The 15602-nt window shown below is 68.3% G+C and carries 12 protein-coding genes and 1 pseudogene; 9 read left to right on the forward strand and 4 right to left on the reverse strand.

Translation table 11 applies throughout. The features are described 5' to 3' along the window. Positions 1 to 54: 54 nt before the first annotated feature. From ACFU7D_RS23230 to ACFU7D_RS23240, 3 genes and pseudogenes are all read right to left on the reverse strand, one after another. A complete protein-coding gene (locus ACFU7D_RS23230) occupies positions 55 to 831 on the reverse strand; it encodes an ABC transporter permease subunit (protein ID WP_378871734.1) in 777 nt (258 codons plus the stop codon). A gap of 65 nt (positions 832 to 896) precedes the next feature. After that, a pseudogene (locus ACFU7D_RS23235) lies at positions 897 to 1553 on the reverse strand (ABC transporter ATP-binding protein); the annotation flags it as partial. 99 nt (positions 1554 to 1652) lie between these two features. Continuing rightward, positions 1653 to 2999, reverse strand: a complete 1347-nt coding sequence (locus tag ACFU7D_RS23240; RefSeq protein ID WP_378871736.1) for an LCP family protein — start codon at positions 2997 to 2999, stop codon at positions 1653 to 1655. Between the two features lie 112 nt (positions 3000 to 3111). Between ACFU7D_RS23240 and ACFU7D_RS23245 the strand changes: the two genes are divergently transcribed. From ACFU7D_RS23245 to ACFU7D_RS23280, 8 genes are all read left to right on the forward strand, one after another. Next, positions 3112 to 4611, forward strand: coding sequence for an LCP family protein (locus ACFU7D_RS23245; protein WP_378871738.1), 1500 nt, complete (start codon positions 3112 to 3114; stop codon positions 4609 to 4611). A gap of 74 nt (positions 4612 to 4685) precedes the next feature. Further along, complete coding sequence (locus ACFU7D_RS23250; RefSeq protein ID WP_378729444.1) at positions 4686 to 5621, forward strand: glycosyltransferase; 936 nt, start codon at positions 4686 to 4688, stop codon at positions 5619 to 5621. Beyond that, entirely contained in the window at positions 5618 to 6517 is a 900-nt protein-coding gene (locus ACFU7D_RS23255; protein WP_378871741.1) for a glycosyltransferase, read from the forward strand. Before ACFU7D_RS23250 ends, ACFU7D_RS23255 begins: the two co-directional genes overlap by 4 nt. Positions 6518 to 6599: 82 nt before the next feature. After that, positions 6600 to 7793, forward strand: coding sequence for a UDP-galactopyranose mutase (gene glf, locus ACFU7D_RS23260; RefSeq protein ID WP_378729446.1), 1194 nt, complete (start codon positions 6600 to 6602; stop codon positions 7791 to 7793). Continuing rightward, complete coding sequence (locus ACFU7D_RS23265) at positions 7790 to 9802, forward strand: glycosyltransferase (protein ID WP_378871744.1); 2013 nt, start codon at positions 7790 to 7792, stop codon at positions 9800 to 9802. The genes glf and ACFU7D_RS23265 overlap by 4 nt, the downstream gene beginning before the upstream one ends. Further along, the gene (locus ACFU7D_RS23270; protein WP_378871746.1) at positions 9786 to 10685 is read left to right on the forward strand and encodes an ABC transporter permease; all 900 of its coding nucleotides are present in this window, start codon (positions 9786 to 9788) and stop codon (positions 10683 to 10685) included. The genes ACFU7D_RS23265 and ACFU7D_RS23270 overlap by 17 nt, the downstream gene beginning before the upstream one ends. Beyond that, positions 10682 to 11503 (forward strand): ABC transporter ATP-binding protein, encoded by an 822-nt coding sequence (locus ACFU7D_RS23275; protein WP_378871749.1) that lies wholly within the window; start codon positions 10682 to 10684, stop codon positions 11501 to 11503. The genes ACFU7D_RS23270 and ACFU7D_RS23275 overlap by 4 nt, the downstream gene beginning before the upstream one ends. A gap of 122 nt (positions 11504 to 11625) precedes the next feature. Beyond that, the gene (locus ACFU7D_RS23280) at positions 11626 to 13743 is read left to right on the forward strand and encodes an N-acetylmuramoyl-L-alanine amidase (RefSeq protein ID WP_378871752.1); all 2118 of its coding nucleotides are present in this window, start codon (positions 11626 to 11628) and stop codon (positions 13741 to 13743) included. On the opposite strand, the gene ACFU7D_RS23285 is transcribed toward ACFU7D_RS23280, so the two are convergent. Beyond that, positions 13725 to 14438, reverse strand: a complete 714-nt coding sequence (locus ACFU7D_RS23285) for a TIGR03089 family protein (RefSeq protein WP_378871755.1) — start codon at positions 14436 to 14438, stop codon at positions 13725 to 13727. The genes ACFU7D_RS23280 and ACFU7D_RS23285 overlap by 19 nt on opposite strands. Before the next feature lie 23 nt (positions 14439 to 14461). On the opposite strand from ACFU7D_RS23285, the gene ACFU7D_RS23290 reads away from it, so the two are divergent. Then, positions 14462 to 15538 carry a mannose-1-phosphate guanylyltransferase gene (locus tag ACFU7D_RS23290; protein ID WP_378871758.1) on the forward strand — a complete coding sequence of 359 codons (1077 nt, stop codon included), beginning with the start codon at positions 14462 to 14464 and terminating at the stop codon, positions 15536 to 15538. Positions 15539 to 15602: the final 64 nt, after the last annotated feature.

Raw genomic sequence — 15602 nt, forward strand, 5'->3', positions numbered from 1 at the left:
GTCCTCGCCCACGAGGCCGGGCTCGTGAGCGAGGACCGCTAGGAGGCGCGGGCCTCAGGCGTCGCGCCGGCGGAACACCAGGTAGCCCGCCAGCAGCGTGGCCACGGACCAGGCGGCGAGGAGTCCGAGCCCGCCGTTGCGCCCGTAGGGGAGCCCGTCGGAGAGCCCGAACAGGGTCGCGATCCCGATGCCGAGATACTCCGTGCCCGCCGTCCCCGGCAGGTAGTAGGACACGTCGGTCATCAGGTCCATCCCGCTCATCATCAGCACCATCGGCAGCAGGAAGAGCACCAGGAACGCCACGACCAGCGCCCCGGCGGTGCTGCGCAGACCCACCGCGAGCCCGATGGCCAGCGCGACGACCACGCCCAGGTAGACGCTGATCCTGCCGGCCACCGCCGCCACCGCGGAGACGTCGAAGACGCCGTAGTCACCGGCGGTCAGATAGCCGAGCCCGGCGCCGAGGACGGCGAGGAGCGCCCCGGCGACCAGCGCGACCACCTCGACGACGACCAGCTTCGCGACCAGCACCCGGCCGCGCCGCGGCTCGCACTGCAGGGTCGTACGCATGCTGCCGGAGGCATACTCCGAGGTCACCGTCAGCAGGGCCAGCGCGATCAGTGCGAACTGGGTGAAGAGCAGCCCCGCGGTGGCGACCTCCTCGGCGTGGAGCAGCTGGTCGGCGTGGGAGAGGTTCGGATTAGGCTCGGCGGCGTCGAAGCCCAGCGGGACCGCGTAGAGCGCCATCAGCGCGGCCGCGCCGATCAGGCACCACCAGGTCGAACGTACCGACCAGAGCTTGGTCCATTCGGACGAGATCGCAGCAAGCATCAGGCCACCTCCCCGGCGTACTCGACGCTTCCCGCGGTCAGCCGGAAGTACGCCTCCTCCAACGAGGAATGCCCGGCGAGGAAAGCGCTCATCGGAGCGTCAGCGAGCAGCCGCCCGCGTCCCAGCACGACCAGATGGTCAGCGGTCTGCTGCATCTCGCTCATCAGGTGGCTGGAGACGAGGACCGTACGCCCCTCCGCGGCGAGCGACCTCAGCAGCTTCCGGATCCACATCACCCCGTCGGGATCGAGCCCGTTGACCGGCTCGTCGAAGAGCATCACCCGCGGGTCGCCGAGCAGCACGCCCGCGATCCCGAGCCGCTGGCTCATCCCGAGCGAGAGGCTGCCCGCCCGCCGCCGGGCGACCCCGGCCAGACCGACCCGCTCGAGCACCTCGTCGACCCGGGCCACCGGGATCGAGTTGCTCCGCGCCATCGCCACCAGATGCGTACGCACCCGGCGGCCGGGGTGCACCGCCTTGGCGTCCAGCAGCGCACCGACCTCGCGCAGCGGGCGCCGCAGCGAGACGTAGGGCCGGCCGTCGATCGTGGCGGTCCCGGACGTCGGCCGGTCCAGGCCGAGGATCATCCGCATGGTCGTGGACTTCCCGGCGCCGTTGGGGCCGAGGAAGCCGGTGACCCGGCCGGGTTCTATCCGCAGGGTGAGATCGTCGACCGCGGTCGTCGCGCCGTATCTCTTGGTCAGGTGGTCCACAGTGATCATGCCTCGAACCTAGGGACGTACGCGGCCGGGCACAGTGGACGAAAAGCAGCCGTCCCTACCGACGAAGGTCAGTAGGGACGGCCGCGAACGAAACGAGGATCAGCCGGTGACGCTCTTCGGCAGGCCGGTCGGCGTGCAGAGGTCGGCCGGGATGTCGTCGACCGTGTCCTCCTTGATGTGACCGAACATCGTCAGCGCGCGTTCCCGATCCCACTGGGTGCTCATGCCGACGATGGGGACACCACAGGTCATCGCGGAGCCGCCGGCGAGAGCCTTGAAGGCCCAGGCGAACTTCGCGCCGCCGATGACGCTCATGCCCTTGCCGACCTTGAGGCCCTCGGCGCCCTTGCCCATCTCGGCCAGCTTGAACGGGTTGAGCACGGTGGCCGGGTTGGTCATCTTCTTCCCGATGCCGGAGATGACCTCGGTCTGGTTGACGCCGCGCGCCAGGTCGCCGGTGCTCTCCACGTGACGTGAGCGGGCGTAGGCCAGAGCGGTCGCGCCGTTGGCCTCCTGGCAGCCCTTCTCGATGTCCAGGCCGGCCAGTGGGTCCTTCATGTTCTGCTTCGGGCAGATCTCGACGCCGCCGACGCCGTCGACCAACCGGGCGAGGCCGCCCATGCCGATCTCGACATAGCCGTCGATGCGTACGCCGGTGTTCTGCTCGATCGTCTGGGTCAGCAGCTCAGGACCGCCGTAGGCGAAGGCGGCGTTGATCTTGGTGTTGCCGTGGCCGGGGATGTCCACCGGGGAGTCGCGCGGGATGGTGACCACGATCGTCTTGCCGGCCCCCGTGTGCAGCAGCTTGATCGTGTCGGTGCGGCTGCCGGCCGCGTCACCGGTGTGCAGCTTCTTCTTCTCCTCGGCGGTCAGGCCCTCGCGGGAGTCGCTGGCGACGATGAGGTACGTCGTGCCGGGCTGGTCCGCGGGCCGCTCGCCGGCGGTCGGCTCGTAGGGGACCTTGTCGACCTTGTTCCAGGCGCTGATGCCGATCCAGGCCACCGCGCCGACCAGGATCAGGATCGGGATCATCACGATCGCGACGAACTTGCGGAACGGGTGCCGCTTCTTGGGCCTGGGCTGGCGGCCCCCGCGACCGCCGCCGTAGCCGTCGCCCGGACCCCCATAGCCGCCGTTGCCACCGTTGCCGCCGTACTCGCTCGGCTGGCTCCAGCCCTGGTTGTAGCCCTGGTCGTAGCCCTGGTTGCCATACCCGCCCTGTTGGCCGGGGGTCGGCGCGATCTGCCCCGGCTGGGGCAGCGGCCGGTCATAGCCGCCACGCGGCGGCGCCGCGGGAGGCGGGCCGCCGGACGGGCGCCGGACGGTGGGCATGACGTTGGTGGGCTCGGGCCCCGAAGGCTGAGCTTGCTGGCCGTTGCCGTACGCCCAGCCGTACTGCTGCGACCGGGGATCGTTGGGGCTGCCAGGGTTGCGGGGGTTTGGCATGCGCTCAAACGTACCGTGCCAGGCCGCTAAAGTTAGTCGGCGCGTCGCACCACCGTGTTACTCGTGTGACTGGTGATACTGGCGGTGCAGACTCACACCCGAGGGACCCCAGATGGCTGACCAGAACTACCGGCCCCAGCGTACGGCCGCCGAGCGCGCCTCCCGCGTGCGGTTCCGTCGCGCCATGGCGCTGCTGCTGATCACCCTGCTCCTGCCGGGGTCCGCCCAGCTCGTCGCGGGCAACCGCCGCGTCGGCCGGATCGCGATCTGGACCGTCATCGGTCTCGCGGTCACCACCGGGCTGGTCTTCGCGATCTCGCTGCTCTGGCACGGCCTGATCTTCCGGCTCGGCACGACGCCGTGGCTGCTGGGTCTGTTCCGCATCGCGCTCATCGCCGGCGCCATCGCCTGGGCCGGGCTCTTCATCGACGCCTGGCGCCTGGGCCGCCCGCTCGAGCTCGACCTCAAGCAGCGCCGCATCGTGGTCGCGATCAACGGCGCGCTGGCCTTCTCGGTGGCCGCGACCCTGATCTTCGGCGCCCACCTGGTCAGCGTCCACAAGGGCATGGTCGAGGCGATCTTCGCCGGTGCCGAGGCCGCCGAGGCACACAACGGCCGCTTCAACGTCCTGCTCGCCGGTGCCGACTCCGACGGCGGCAAGACCCGCTGGGGCCTGCGCCCCGACTCGCTCACGGTCGCCTCCATCGACGCGGTCACCGGACGCACCGTCCTCATCGGCCTGCCCCGCAACATGGCGAACTTCACCTTCGACGACGGCTCCCCGATGGACGAGGAGTTCCCGCGGGGCTTCGACTGCGACGGCTGCTACCTCAACGGCGTGAGCACCTGGGCCGAGGACCACAAGGAGCTCTACAAGGGCGAGGACCACCCCGGGATGGCCGCCACCGTCGACGCCGTCGAGGGCATCACCGACCTGCAGATCAGCTACTACGCGATCGTCGACCTCAACGGGTTCCAGGAGATCGTGGACGCCATCGGGGGAGTCACCCTGAACGTACGCCAGCCGATCCCGGTCGGCCTCCCCTCCGACAAGTTCTACACCCACATCCAGCCCGGTACGAAGAAGCTCGACGGCTGGGAGACCCTCTGGTACGCCCGGGCCCGCCACGACTCCGACGACTACTCCCGGATGGCCCGCCAGAAGTGCGTCCTGAACGCGATCCTGCAGCAGACCAGCCCCGCCGACGTCGTACGCCACTACCAGGACGTCGCGAAGGCGACCGGCTCCACCATCACCACGTCGGTCCCGCCGAGCGAGATCGAGCGGTTCTCGACGCTGGCGCTGAAGGCGAAGTCGCAGAAGATCTCGACACTCTCGCTGGTGCCTCCGCTGGTCAACACCGCCGACCCGAACATGTCCGACATCCACGCCGAGGTGCGCAAGGCGGTGAAGAAGGCGACTCCGAAGAAGGAGGAAGTCTTCGAGTCGCCCGGCACCGGCGGTGACGGCGAGACCAAGGCGCCAGCTCCCAAGAACCAGACCAAGGCCGGCGACTCCGACAAGGGCGGCCCCGTCACCGGTGGCTCCCTGGGCTCTCGCAACAAGGGTTACCAGGCCAACGAGACCGACGACCTCGCCTCAGCCTGTTGAACAACGGGTTAAGCGCAGGTCACAGCGACTCGCTGATTCCCGGGATACACCGCGGTCGCGGCTAGTCTGGATCCGTGCCAGGGAGCAATCGTGTCGCCGCGGTGGTGGTGACCTTCAACCGTCTCGAGCTGCTGCAGCGACTGCTGGAGCGGCTCGACGTGGTCGACGGCCTCGACGAGGTGATCGTCATCGACAACGCCTCCACCGACGGTACGTCGCAGTGGCTCGCCGAGCTCGACGGTGCCGACGAGCCGGGTCAGCGCCAGGTGCCGGTGATCGCCCGCACCCTGCAGCGCAACAGCGGCGGCGCCGGCGGTTTCCACGACGGGCTGGAGACGGCGATCGAGCGGGGCGCCGACCTGGTCTGGCTGATGGACGACGACGGCCTGCCCGACACCGACTGCCTCGGGCTGCTGCTCAAGCAGACCGACCTCGACTTCTGGGGGCCGCTCGTCGTCGACGAGGGCGACCCCGGCCGCCTGGTGTTCCCGATCCGGCTCCCCGGCCGCTCCAAGGTCGTGCACCAGCTCGCCGATGTCGAGGCGGCCGCCACCGACGGCCTGATCAAGGACATCGTGATCCCGTTCAACGGGGTCCTGGTCACCCGCGACCTGGTGGAGCGGATCGGCTACCCCCGGGCGGAATACTTCATCTGGGGCGACGACCACGAATACCGTCTCCGGGCCGAGAAGGCCGGGGCGCGGATCGCGACCGTCGTCGGCGCCCAGGTGCGCCACCCCTCCGTCGGTGACCTCGGCACCCCGATGGCGTGGGGGAGGGCGACGTACAACCACACGCCCAGCGACCTGAAGCACTACTGCATGGCGCGCAACAACCTGCTCAACCTGCGCGACTACCGAGGGTGGCCCTTCGCTTTGGCTTTCGTGGCGAAGACTCTATGGTTCTACCTGCTCACCAAGCCGCAGCCGCGCCGGATCTGGCTGTCGATGCAGGCGTGGTGGGCCGCTATCCGGGGGGACTTCAGTGGACACGAGAGGTTCCTTCGTTGAGCACCACCCGTGAGACGGTCGCGATCGTCGTCGTCACCTACAACCGCGCCGACATGCTGCGTGGGCTGCTCGACGGGCTCACCAAGCTCGACCAGCCCGCCGACGCGGTGATCGTCGTCAACAACGCCTCCACCGACCACACGTCGCGAGTCCTGGAAGAGGCGATCACGCCCAACCTCCAGGTCATCGACAGCCCGGAGAACCTCGGCGGCGCCGGTGGCTTCCACCTCGGCACCAAGGCCGCGGTCGAGCAGGGCTGGGACCGGCTCTACCTGATCGACGACGACGTCGTCCCGGCCCACGACTGCCTCGAGGTGCTGCTCGCTCAGGACGAGGACTGCCTCTTCTCCGTGCGTGAGGACAAGAACGGCAAGCTGATCGAGCTGGCCGCGCTGAAGTTCGACCTGCGCAACCCGCTCGCGATCAAGCCCAAGACCGCCGCCGTCATGGACACCTACCCGACCCGCGAGGCCATGCCGGAGCGCGTTCCGGTGGAGAACGTCGCCTTCGAGGGGTTCATGATCCGCCGCACCGTCCTGGAGGAGATCGGGCTTCCCGATCCGACCTACTTCATCTTCTACGACGACGTGGATCTCGCGATCCGCGCCCGCCGCGCCGGCCGCACCATCTGGGCCGTACGCGACGCGGTGCTCGTGCGACAGCTCGACTTCAGCCAGCAGCACGACCTGGCCGGCTGGAAGGGCTTCTACATGTACCGCAACCTCTTCGTCGTCCACTTCCGCTACGGCGAGAATGTCCTCGTACGCCTCAAGCCCTGGCTCATCACCGCGGCTGTGGTTCTCCTCAGCCCGCTGCGAGGCGGCAAGCACGAGGCCGTCAACGTGATCAAGGCCCTGCGCGCAGCGCGAGGCATGCGAACCCTGCCCACTTCTTGAACCGTCCCAACCGCCTGACCCACCCACCCGAACAACACAGCCCGACCGACCCCTTACCCACAGAGACCTAGACTGAGCGATCGTGTCCTTCCCTGAAACCACTCCTGACCTCGTCGTCGTCGGCTCCGGCCTCTTCGGCCTCACCATCGCCGAGCGCGCCGCCACCGAGCTGGACAAGAAGGTGCTCATCATCGAGCGCCGTCCGCACATCGGTGGGAACGCCTACTCCGAGTTCGACGAGGAGACCGGCATCGAGGTCCACAAGTACGGCACCCACCTCTTCCACACCTCCAACCAGAAGGTGTGGGACTACGTGCGGAAGTTCACCGAGTTCACCGACTACAAGCACAAGGTGTTCGGGAAGTACAAGGGGCAGGTCTACTCCCTGCCGATGAACCTCGCGCTGATCAACTCCTTCTTCGGGAAGTCGCACACCCCGGACGAGGCGCGCGCGCTGATCGCGGAGCAGGCCGCCGAGTTCAACACCGAGGACGCCAAGAACCTCGAGGAGAAGGCGATCTCGCTGATCGGCCGCCCGCTCTACGAGGCGTTCATCAAGGGCTACACCGCCAAGCAGTGGGAGAAGGACCCGACGGAGCTGTCGCCCGACATCATCACGCGCCTCCCGGTCCGCTACACCTTCGACAACCGTTACTTCAACGACAAGTACGAGGGTCTCCCGGTCGACGGCTACACCGCGTGGCTGCAGCGGATGGCCGACCACCCCAACATCGAGGTCAAGCTCGACACCGACTTCTTCACCGTGGTCGACGACTTCAAGGGCAAGGTCCCGATCGTCTACACCGGTCCGGTCGACGAGTACTTCGACTTCTCCGCGGGCAAGCTCTCCTGGCGCACCGTGGACCTCGAGTCCGAGATCCTCGACGTGGACGACTACCAGGGCACCGGCGTGGTGAACGCCAACGACCCCGAGGTCCCCTTCACCCGTGAGCTGGAGTTCAAGCACCTCCACCCCGAGCGGGCCGACCGCTACAAGCCCGGCAAGACGATCGTGGTCAAGGAGTACAGCCGCTTCGCCCAAGAGGGTGACGAGCCCTACTACCCGATCAACACCGCCGACAACCGCGAGAAGATCCTGGTCTACCGCGACCTGGCCAAGAAGGAGCCGATGGTGCTCTTCGGCGGCCGTCTCGGCACCTACAAGTACCTGGACATGCACATGGCGATCGCGTCCGCGCTCACCATGTTCGAGAACAAGCTCCGTCCTCACTTCGAGGACGGCACCCCGCTCACCTCCGGAGGCGTTGACGAATGAGCGTGACCCGACTGCTCCAGCGGCAGATCCTGCCCCTGGACCGTGACTCCGACGTACTCCCGCTCTACGTCGACAACCAGGCTGCCATCCTCGACGCCGACAAGTACGAGGTCGGCTCCGACAAGACGGCCCAGGCGCTGAACAACGCCCAGATCCGCCAGTCGATCAACGACGGGACCCAGATCCACCCCGATCAGATCGAGTCGCGTACGGCGCTGCGGATCCTGAAGAGCGAGCGGCTCTCGCTCGGCACCTACTTCAACGCGTTCCCGGCCAGCTACTGGCGCCGGCACACCGTGGTCGACAGCGTGAAGCTGACCGTCGCGCTGCAGGGTCGCGGCGCGAGCGTCATCGTCTACAAGTCGATGGCCAACGGCCGCTCGCAGCGCGTCGACGCCGCGGACACCGGCACCAACCCCGAGGGCACCTTCACCTTCGACCTGCCGCTGAAGCCGTTCGTCGACGGCGGCTGGTACTGGTACGACGTGGTCGCCTCCGACGAGGACGCCGTCATCACCTCGGCCGAGTGGACCGCGGAGGTCCCCGACGACCGTGCCGAGCACGGCACCGTCGACATCTGCGTCACCACGATGAACAAGCCCGACTTCTGCGCCAAGCTGCTCGCGCAGATGGGCGAGGACGAGCAGCTGCGCCCCTACCTCGACACCGTCTTCGTGATGGAGCAGGGCACCAAGAAGGTCGCCGACGACGTCGAGTTCCCGGCGGCCGAGAAGGCCCTGGGCGACCTGCTGCACATCCTCGAGCAGGGCAACCTGGGCGGCTCCGGCGGCTACGCGCGTGGCCAGCTCGAGTCGCTGCGCAAGGGCACCGCGACGTACGCCCTGATGATGGACGACGACGTCGTCTGCGAGCCCGAGGGCATCATCCGCGCGGTCACCTTCGGTGACCTCGCCAAGCGGCCGACCATCGTCGGCGGCCACATGTTCTCGCTCTACGCCAAGTCCCGCCTGCACTCCTACGGCGAGATCGTCCAGCCGTGGCGGTTCTGGTGGCAGTCGGCTCCCGGCGTCTACGGCGACTGGGACTTCGGCGCCCGCAACCTGCGCTCGACCCGCTGGCTGCACAAGCGCGTCGACGTGGACTTCAACGGCTGGTTCATGTGCCTGATCCCGCGCAAGGTGATCGAGGAGATCGGGCTCTCGCTGCCGGTCTTCATCAAGTGGGACGACTCCGAGTACGGCCTGCGCGCCAAGGCGGCCGGCTTCCCGACGGTTTCCTTCCCGGGTGCGGCCGTATGGCACGTCCCGTGGACCGACAAGAACGACGCCCTCGACTGGCAGTCCTACTTCCACCAGCGCAACCGCTTCGTGGCCGCGCTGCTGCACTCGATCTACGACGACGGCGGCCGGATGGTCACCGAGTCGTTCTCCCACCAGATCAAGCACCTGGTCTCGATGCAGTACTCGACGGTCCTGCTGCGCCACCAGGCGCTGCTCGACGTCCTCGCCGGCCCCGAGAAGCTGCACGAGACCCTCGCGACCCAGCTTCCCGCCGTACGCGAGATGGTCAAGGACTACGCCGACGCTCAGCTGAAGGCCGACCGTGAGGAGTTCCCGCCCGTGCGCCGCCACAAGCCGCCGCGCAAGGGCAAGGAGGACACCGAGGTCCCGACCACCCGCGAGGTCAAGCTGGCCGCGCTCAAGGCGCCGATCCGGCAGATCATGAAGCCGCGCAAGCTCTCCACGGAGTTCCCCGAGGCCGAGCTCGCCGCGATGGACAACCAGTGGTACCGGATCACCAAGTACGACAGCGCCATCGTGTCGATGAACGACCAGCAGGGCGCTGCCTTCTACCGACGCGACAAGAAGCTCTTCAACCAGATGCTGAAGGACACCATCAAGGTGCACCGCCGGCTCAAGCGCCAGTGGCCGAAGCTGGCCGAGGAGTACCGCTCCAAGCTGGGCGACTTCACCTCGCCCGAGGCCTGGGAGAAGACCTTCGAGCCGTGGATCGTCGAGGAGAAGGGGACCGATGGCAACCGGAGTTGATGAACGCCCCGTACGGATCGTCGACGCGCCGCTGGCGCCCCCGGCGGAGAACCTCGGCCTGCTCTCGGTCTTCAAGCGCCGCTACCTGCTCAAGCTGCTCGTGCAGCGGGAGATCAGCGGTCGCTATTCCAACTCGATCCTCGGCGTCTTCTGGTCCTACATCAACCCGTTGACGCAGTTCCTCGTCTACTGGATCTTCATGGGCAAGATCATGGGCGCCGACAAGGGGATGGACAACTACCCGGTCCACCTGTTCGCCGGGCTCGTCATCGTCCACTTCTTCACCGAGACCTTCGGGGCAGGGACCCGCTCCCTGCTCGGCAACAAGGGACTGCTGAAGAAGATGGCGATGCCGAAGGAGATGTTCCCGGTCGCCTCGATGCTGGTCTCGCTCTACCACCTCGTGCCGGCGACCCTGATCCTGGTGGTCGTCTGCCTGTTCAGCGGTTGGACGCCGACCTGGGAGACGGTTCCCTCGCTCCTGCTCGCTCTCGGCATCGTGATGGCGCTGGGCACCGCCTTGGCGCTGGTCTTCAGCCTCGCCAACGTCTTCTTCCGCGACTTCGGCAGCGCGGTCAACATCCTGACCAACTACATCCGGTTCGGCGTACCGATGATGTACCCGTTCTCGATGATCGAGGGCGCCCTCGGTGACAAGGCCTGGATCTACCTGCTCAACCCGATTGCGGACGCCGTGCTGCTCTTCCAGCAGGCCTTCTGGGTCGGGGTGACCCCGAATCCCGAGGAGACCGCAGCCAAGCACCTGCCCGAGCATCTGTGGCTGTGGGGCCTGGGCGCGTTCGGTGTCTCGCTGATCCTGCTGGTGATCGCCCAGATGATCTTCAGCAAGCACGAGAACAAGATTCCGGAGCGCCTGACATGACCCTTCGACAAGCTCAGGACAGCGCTGCGGACTCGATCGTGGTGGACGGAGTCACCAAGAACTTCACGCTCCGCTACCACCGCAGCATCAAGGACATCACCGTCGCCAAGATCAAGGGACGGGCGGTCTCCAACACCTTCAAGGCGCTGGACGACGTCTCCTTCACGATCAAGCAGGGCGAGTCGGTCGGTCTGATGGGCCTCAACGGCTCGGGCAAGTCGACCCTGTTGAAGCTGATCAGCGGGGTGATGCGTCCCGACCAGGGTGCCGTGAAGACACGTGGCCAGATCGCCGGCCTGATCGCGACCGGTGCGGGCTTCCACCCGCAGCTCTCCGGGCGGGAGAACATCTTCCTCAACGCGGCGATCTACGGGCTCTCCGCCGAGGAGACGGCCGCGATCTACGACGACGTGGTGAACTTCGCCGAGCTCGGCGACCACCTCAACTCCCCGGTCGGCAACTACTCCTCGGGACAGTATTCGCGCCTGGGGTTCTCGGTCGCCGTCCACATCGACTCCGATATCTTCCTCGCCGACGAGGTTCTCGCCGTCGGTGACAAGCCCTTCAAGAAGAAGTGCATGGAGAAGATGGAGGAGATCCGCGACAGCGGCCGCACCGTGGTCTACGTCAGCCACGCCGCCGGTTCCGTCAAGCGGATGTGCGACCGCGTCATCTGCCTGGAGAAGGGCCGCCTGGTCTTCGACGGCGACGTCGACGAGGGCATCGAGTACCTCCACTACGGTGAGGACGACGCCAAGGGGTCGGCCAAGCTCAGGCAGCTCGAGGCCGCCGACAGTGCCCTCGGGGCGGAGGTCTGACCTAGGGTCAGGGCGAGAGCCTGCGAGGAATTACAGATCTGTAGTTCTTCGCAGGCTCTTCCCACGCCTGTGGCTGATGTGAAAGATGTTCCCTGGTGTTACGGAACCAGGGGGATCCATACGTGCTTTCGCAGGCCGGAGAAGAGCAGTCGAACGAAGTACAGCGCGCTCGGTCGCGCTATGTCGCCTCGACCCAGCAGCTGCTCGTGCTCGGGTTCGTCCTGGCCGCGCTGGTCCCAGCGAGCACCGTCGTCGACCTGAAGGTGGTCCGACCCGGCGAGGTTCCCGTCTCCGGCCAGGTGGCGGCGCCGTCAGCGGCGCAGGTGCCCGCGGTCCCGGTCGACGCCCACCTCGAGGAGATCTCGCTGACCGCACCGTCCGCGCGCCGCGTGCCCGGACGGATCACCGCCGAGGCCACGAAGGCCACCTCTCGGGGCGACGCGGTGACCGTCACCAGCCTCCCGCAGCCGGTGGACGGGTTCGGGACGGTCGGACTCACCTGGGCGCCCGATGCGGTCGTTCCGGAGGATGCGGTCGGTGCCGACGTACGCACTCTGGAGGACGGGACGTGGAGCGACTGGCAGGCGTTGGACGTCCACCTCGACGACCATGCTCCTGACCCGGCCTCCGCGGAGGCCGCCGGGTCGAGGCCGGGCACCATGGAGGCGGTCGTCGGCGAGGTCGACCAGGTGCAGACCAGGCTGCGGCTGACCGGTGCCCAGGTGCCGGCCGATCTCCGGCTGGCGGTGATCACGCCCGGCGAGGCGGACGCGAGCCGCAGCGAGTCCCCCGAGATCGAGACCGGGGCCGATGACGCACCGGAGCCGGCCGAGGGCGCAGAGGACGCCACGAGCGCCGAGGAGGGGGAGGCGGTGACGCTGTCGGCGGCCGCGTACACCGCCAAGCCCAGCATCTACAGCCGTCGCCAGTGGGGCGCCGACGAGAGCGTGCGCGAGGCCGGACCGCCCGACTACCACGAGGTCCGCGGCGGGTTCGTGCACCACACCGTCAACACGAACTCCTACACGAAGGCGCAGGTGCCGGGGATCATCCGGAGCATCTACACCTACCACGTGAAGAGCCGGGGCTGGCGCGACATCGGCTACAACTTCCTGCTCGACAAGTTCGGCCGGATCTGGGAGGGGCGCTACGGCGGCGTGGACCGCCCCGTCGTGGGTGCCCACACCTCGGGTTACAACAGCTACGGCTTCGGCGCCTCGGCGATCGGCAACTTCGACAACGCCGCGCCGCCGACCGCGCTGGTGAACGCCTTCGGATCGCTGTTCGCGTGGAAGCTGTCGCTGCACGGTGTCCGCGGCAACAAGGGCTCCACCAAGATGGGTGACCGCACCTTCTCGCACGCGATCATGGGTCATCGCGACGCCGGCTCCACCGCGTGCCCGGGCCGCTACCTCTACGCCAAGCTGAGCACGATCCGCTCGCAGGCGGGCTCGAAGCAGGCGAGCTGGTCGGCGCGGGAGCTGCAGTCGCAGATCAGCGGCCGCGGTTACCCGGACCTGGTCGCCCGGCGGTCCAGCGACCGGCGGATCGTCGTGCTCCGCACCGACGGCAACGCCCGCTTCGGTACGCCGCGAGCGACCAACCTGATCGGTGGCACCTCGGCCACCTTGATGAACGCCGGTGACTGGGACCGCGACGGCGACGGCGACATCCTGATCCGCCACACCGACGGCACGATCCGAGTCAACCGCGGCAACGGCACCGAGACGTTCGCCACCGGCGTCATCATCGGGCGCGGCTTCCAGTCCGTCTCGGTCATCGACGTGGTCAGCGACATCACCGGCGACGGCTGGCCCGACCTCGTGGGCAAGCACTCAACCGGCGAGATCCGGGTCTGGCCGGGCCGTGGGACCGGTGCGCTGGGTGCGTCCTACCGGATCCGCAGCGGTGTCAGCGGAGCGAATCAGGTCATCGGCGCCGGCCGCTTCTACGCTGACGACGGCTCGCCGGAGGTGATCTTCAAGCGCTCCAACCAGCTGCTGATCTTCCGCACCAACGGCCCTGGTGGCCTGACCACCTACTCCGACCCCGGGATCGACGCCAGCGCGTTCGACTTCATCCTCGCGACCAAGGACCTGCGCGGTGCCTCCACCGGCGGCGACGTGCTGCTGCGCCGCAAGTCCGACGGGATGTGGTTCGCCTACGAGCACAACCAGGGCGGCGGCTGGGACCGGAAGACCCAGATGGGCGTCGTGCGGGGCTACGACCAGTTCGGCTGAGCGCGCTCGGCCTCCGCGAGGGCGGCCAAGCGGTCGTCGGCCGCGTGGGTCGCCAGCACCAGCGAGCCGCCACCGGCGAGCAGGGCGGCCAGGAGCTCGGCACCGGCAGGGGAGGCCGAGGGGACGGTGGAGAGCAGCCGATCGGCCTTCCCGCCACCGAACAGGTCGGCGTGGCTGGTCTCGATGCCTGCCCACGAGGTGGCGGTGTCGTCCGCGGCCGGCGGATCGAAGGGCGTGAAGGCGTCCGGCTGCCCCCAGACCTCGATGCCGACGTCGTGCACGCCCTGGGGGAGCGGGTCGGCGAAACGTACGCCGAAGGGGAGCAGCGAGCACGCCAGGGTCGGCCGCTTCCCGGCGTCATCCGCCCAGGCGGGCAGCGTCTCGGGGCCGCACACGACGGCGTCAGGGCCAGAGGAACCGGAACCGTCGGAGTCCGTGACCACGAGTCCGGTGTTCCAGGCGGCGCCGAGGAACACGGCGGCCAGCCAGTGGGTGGGCAGGTCGATCCGGATGGTGTCCCCGCGCTCGAGGCCGTGCTCGTCGACGAGCAGCCCCGAGGCCTTGGCCACCCAGTTGGCGTACGTCGTGGTCGAGAGCTCCTGGCGCTCGCCGCTCGCCTCGTCGTAGAAGGTCACGAACGGGCCGCCGGGGTTGGTCCGCAGGGCTCGGGCGAGGGTCTCGGGGAAGCTGGTCACACGGAAACCCTAAGGTGTGCGGCATGACGTTCTGGGCAGTGATCCCTGCTGGTGGTGCCGGCACGCGGCTGTGGCCGCTCTCGCGGTCCTCGGAGCCGAAGTTCCTGCGCGACCTCACCGGTCACGGACGTACCCTCCTGCAGGAGACCTACGACCGCCTCGAGCCCGTCTCCGACGGCATCATGGTGGTGACCGGCTCGGTCCACGAGCGGGCCGTGTGCGAGCAGCTGCCCGAGGTGCCGCACGACGCGATCCTGGCCGAGCCGAGCGGGCGCGACTCGATGGCCGCGATCGGCCTGGCCGCGGCCTTCCTGGAGCGGCGCGACCCGGAGGCCGTGATGGGCTCCTTCGCGGCCGACCACGTGATCCGCAACATCGACAACTTCCACGAGACCGTACGCAGCGCCGCGGCGATCGCTGCGGACGGCTGGCTGGTGACGATCGGGATCTCACCGACCTTCGCCTCGACCGCGTTCGGCTACATCGCCGAGGGCAAGCCGCTGACGGGCCACCCGGGCGCCTACCTGGTCGACGAGTTCGTCGAGAAGCCGTCGGCCGAGGTCGCCGCCGGCTATCTCGCGACCGGCCGCTACCGCTGGAACGCCGGCATGTTCGTGGTGCGCCCCACCGTCCTTCTCGACCTGCTCGCGGAGTCGGACCCCGGCTTCACCGACCGGCTGCGGGCCATCGCCGCCGACCCGTCACGGCTCGAGGAGCTGTGGGAGACGCTCCCGAAGATCGCGGTCGACCACGCGGTCGCCGAGCCCGCTGCCGCCGCCGGCAAGGTCGCCACGGTGCCCGCCGACCTCGGCTGGGACGACATCGGCGACTTCGACTCGCTGGCGACGCTGCTCCAGGCCGCAGCCACCGCCTCGCCCGAGGGACCGACGATCCTCGGCGACGACTCGCTCGTCCACGCCCTCGACTCCACCGGCCTGGTCGTGCCCCACTCGGGCCGCATGATCGCCCTCATCGGCCTCGAGGACATCGTCGTCGTCGACACCGACGACGCCGTCCTGGTAACCACCCGCACACACGCCCAGCAGGTCAAGAAGATCGTCGCCGCCCTCAAGGACTCCGACCGCACCGACCTCACCTAAAACGCCGAGTCGGCGCATCCGCCCCCTCTCGCTCGCTTCGCTTCGCGAGGCACGGGGGCAGATG

Source organism: Nocardioides sp. NPDC057577, assembly GCF_042801335.1.
Classification (GTDB): domain Bacteria; phylum Actinomycetota; class Actinomycetes; order Propionibacteriales; family Nocardioidaceae; genus Nocardioides.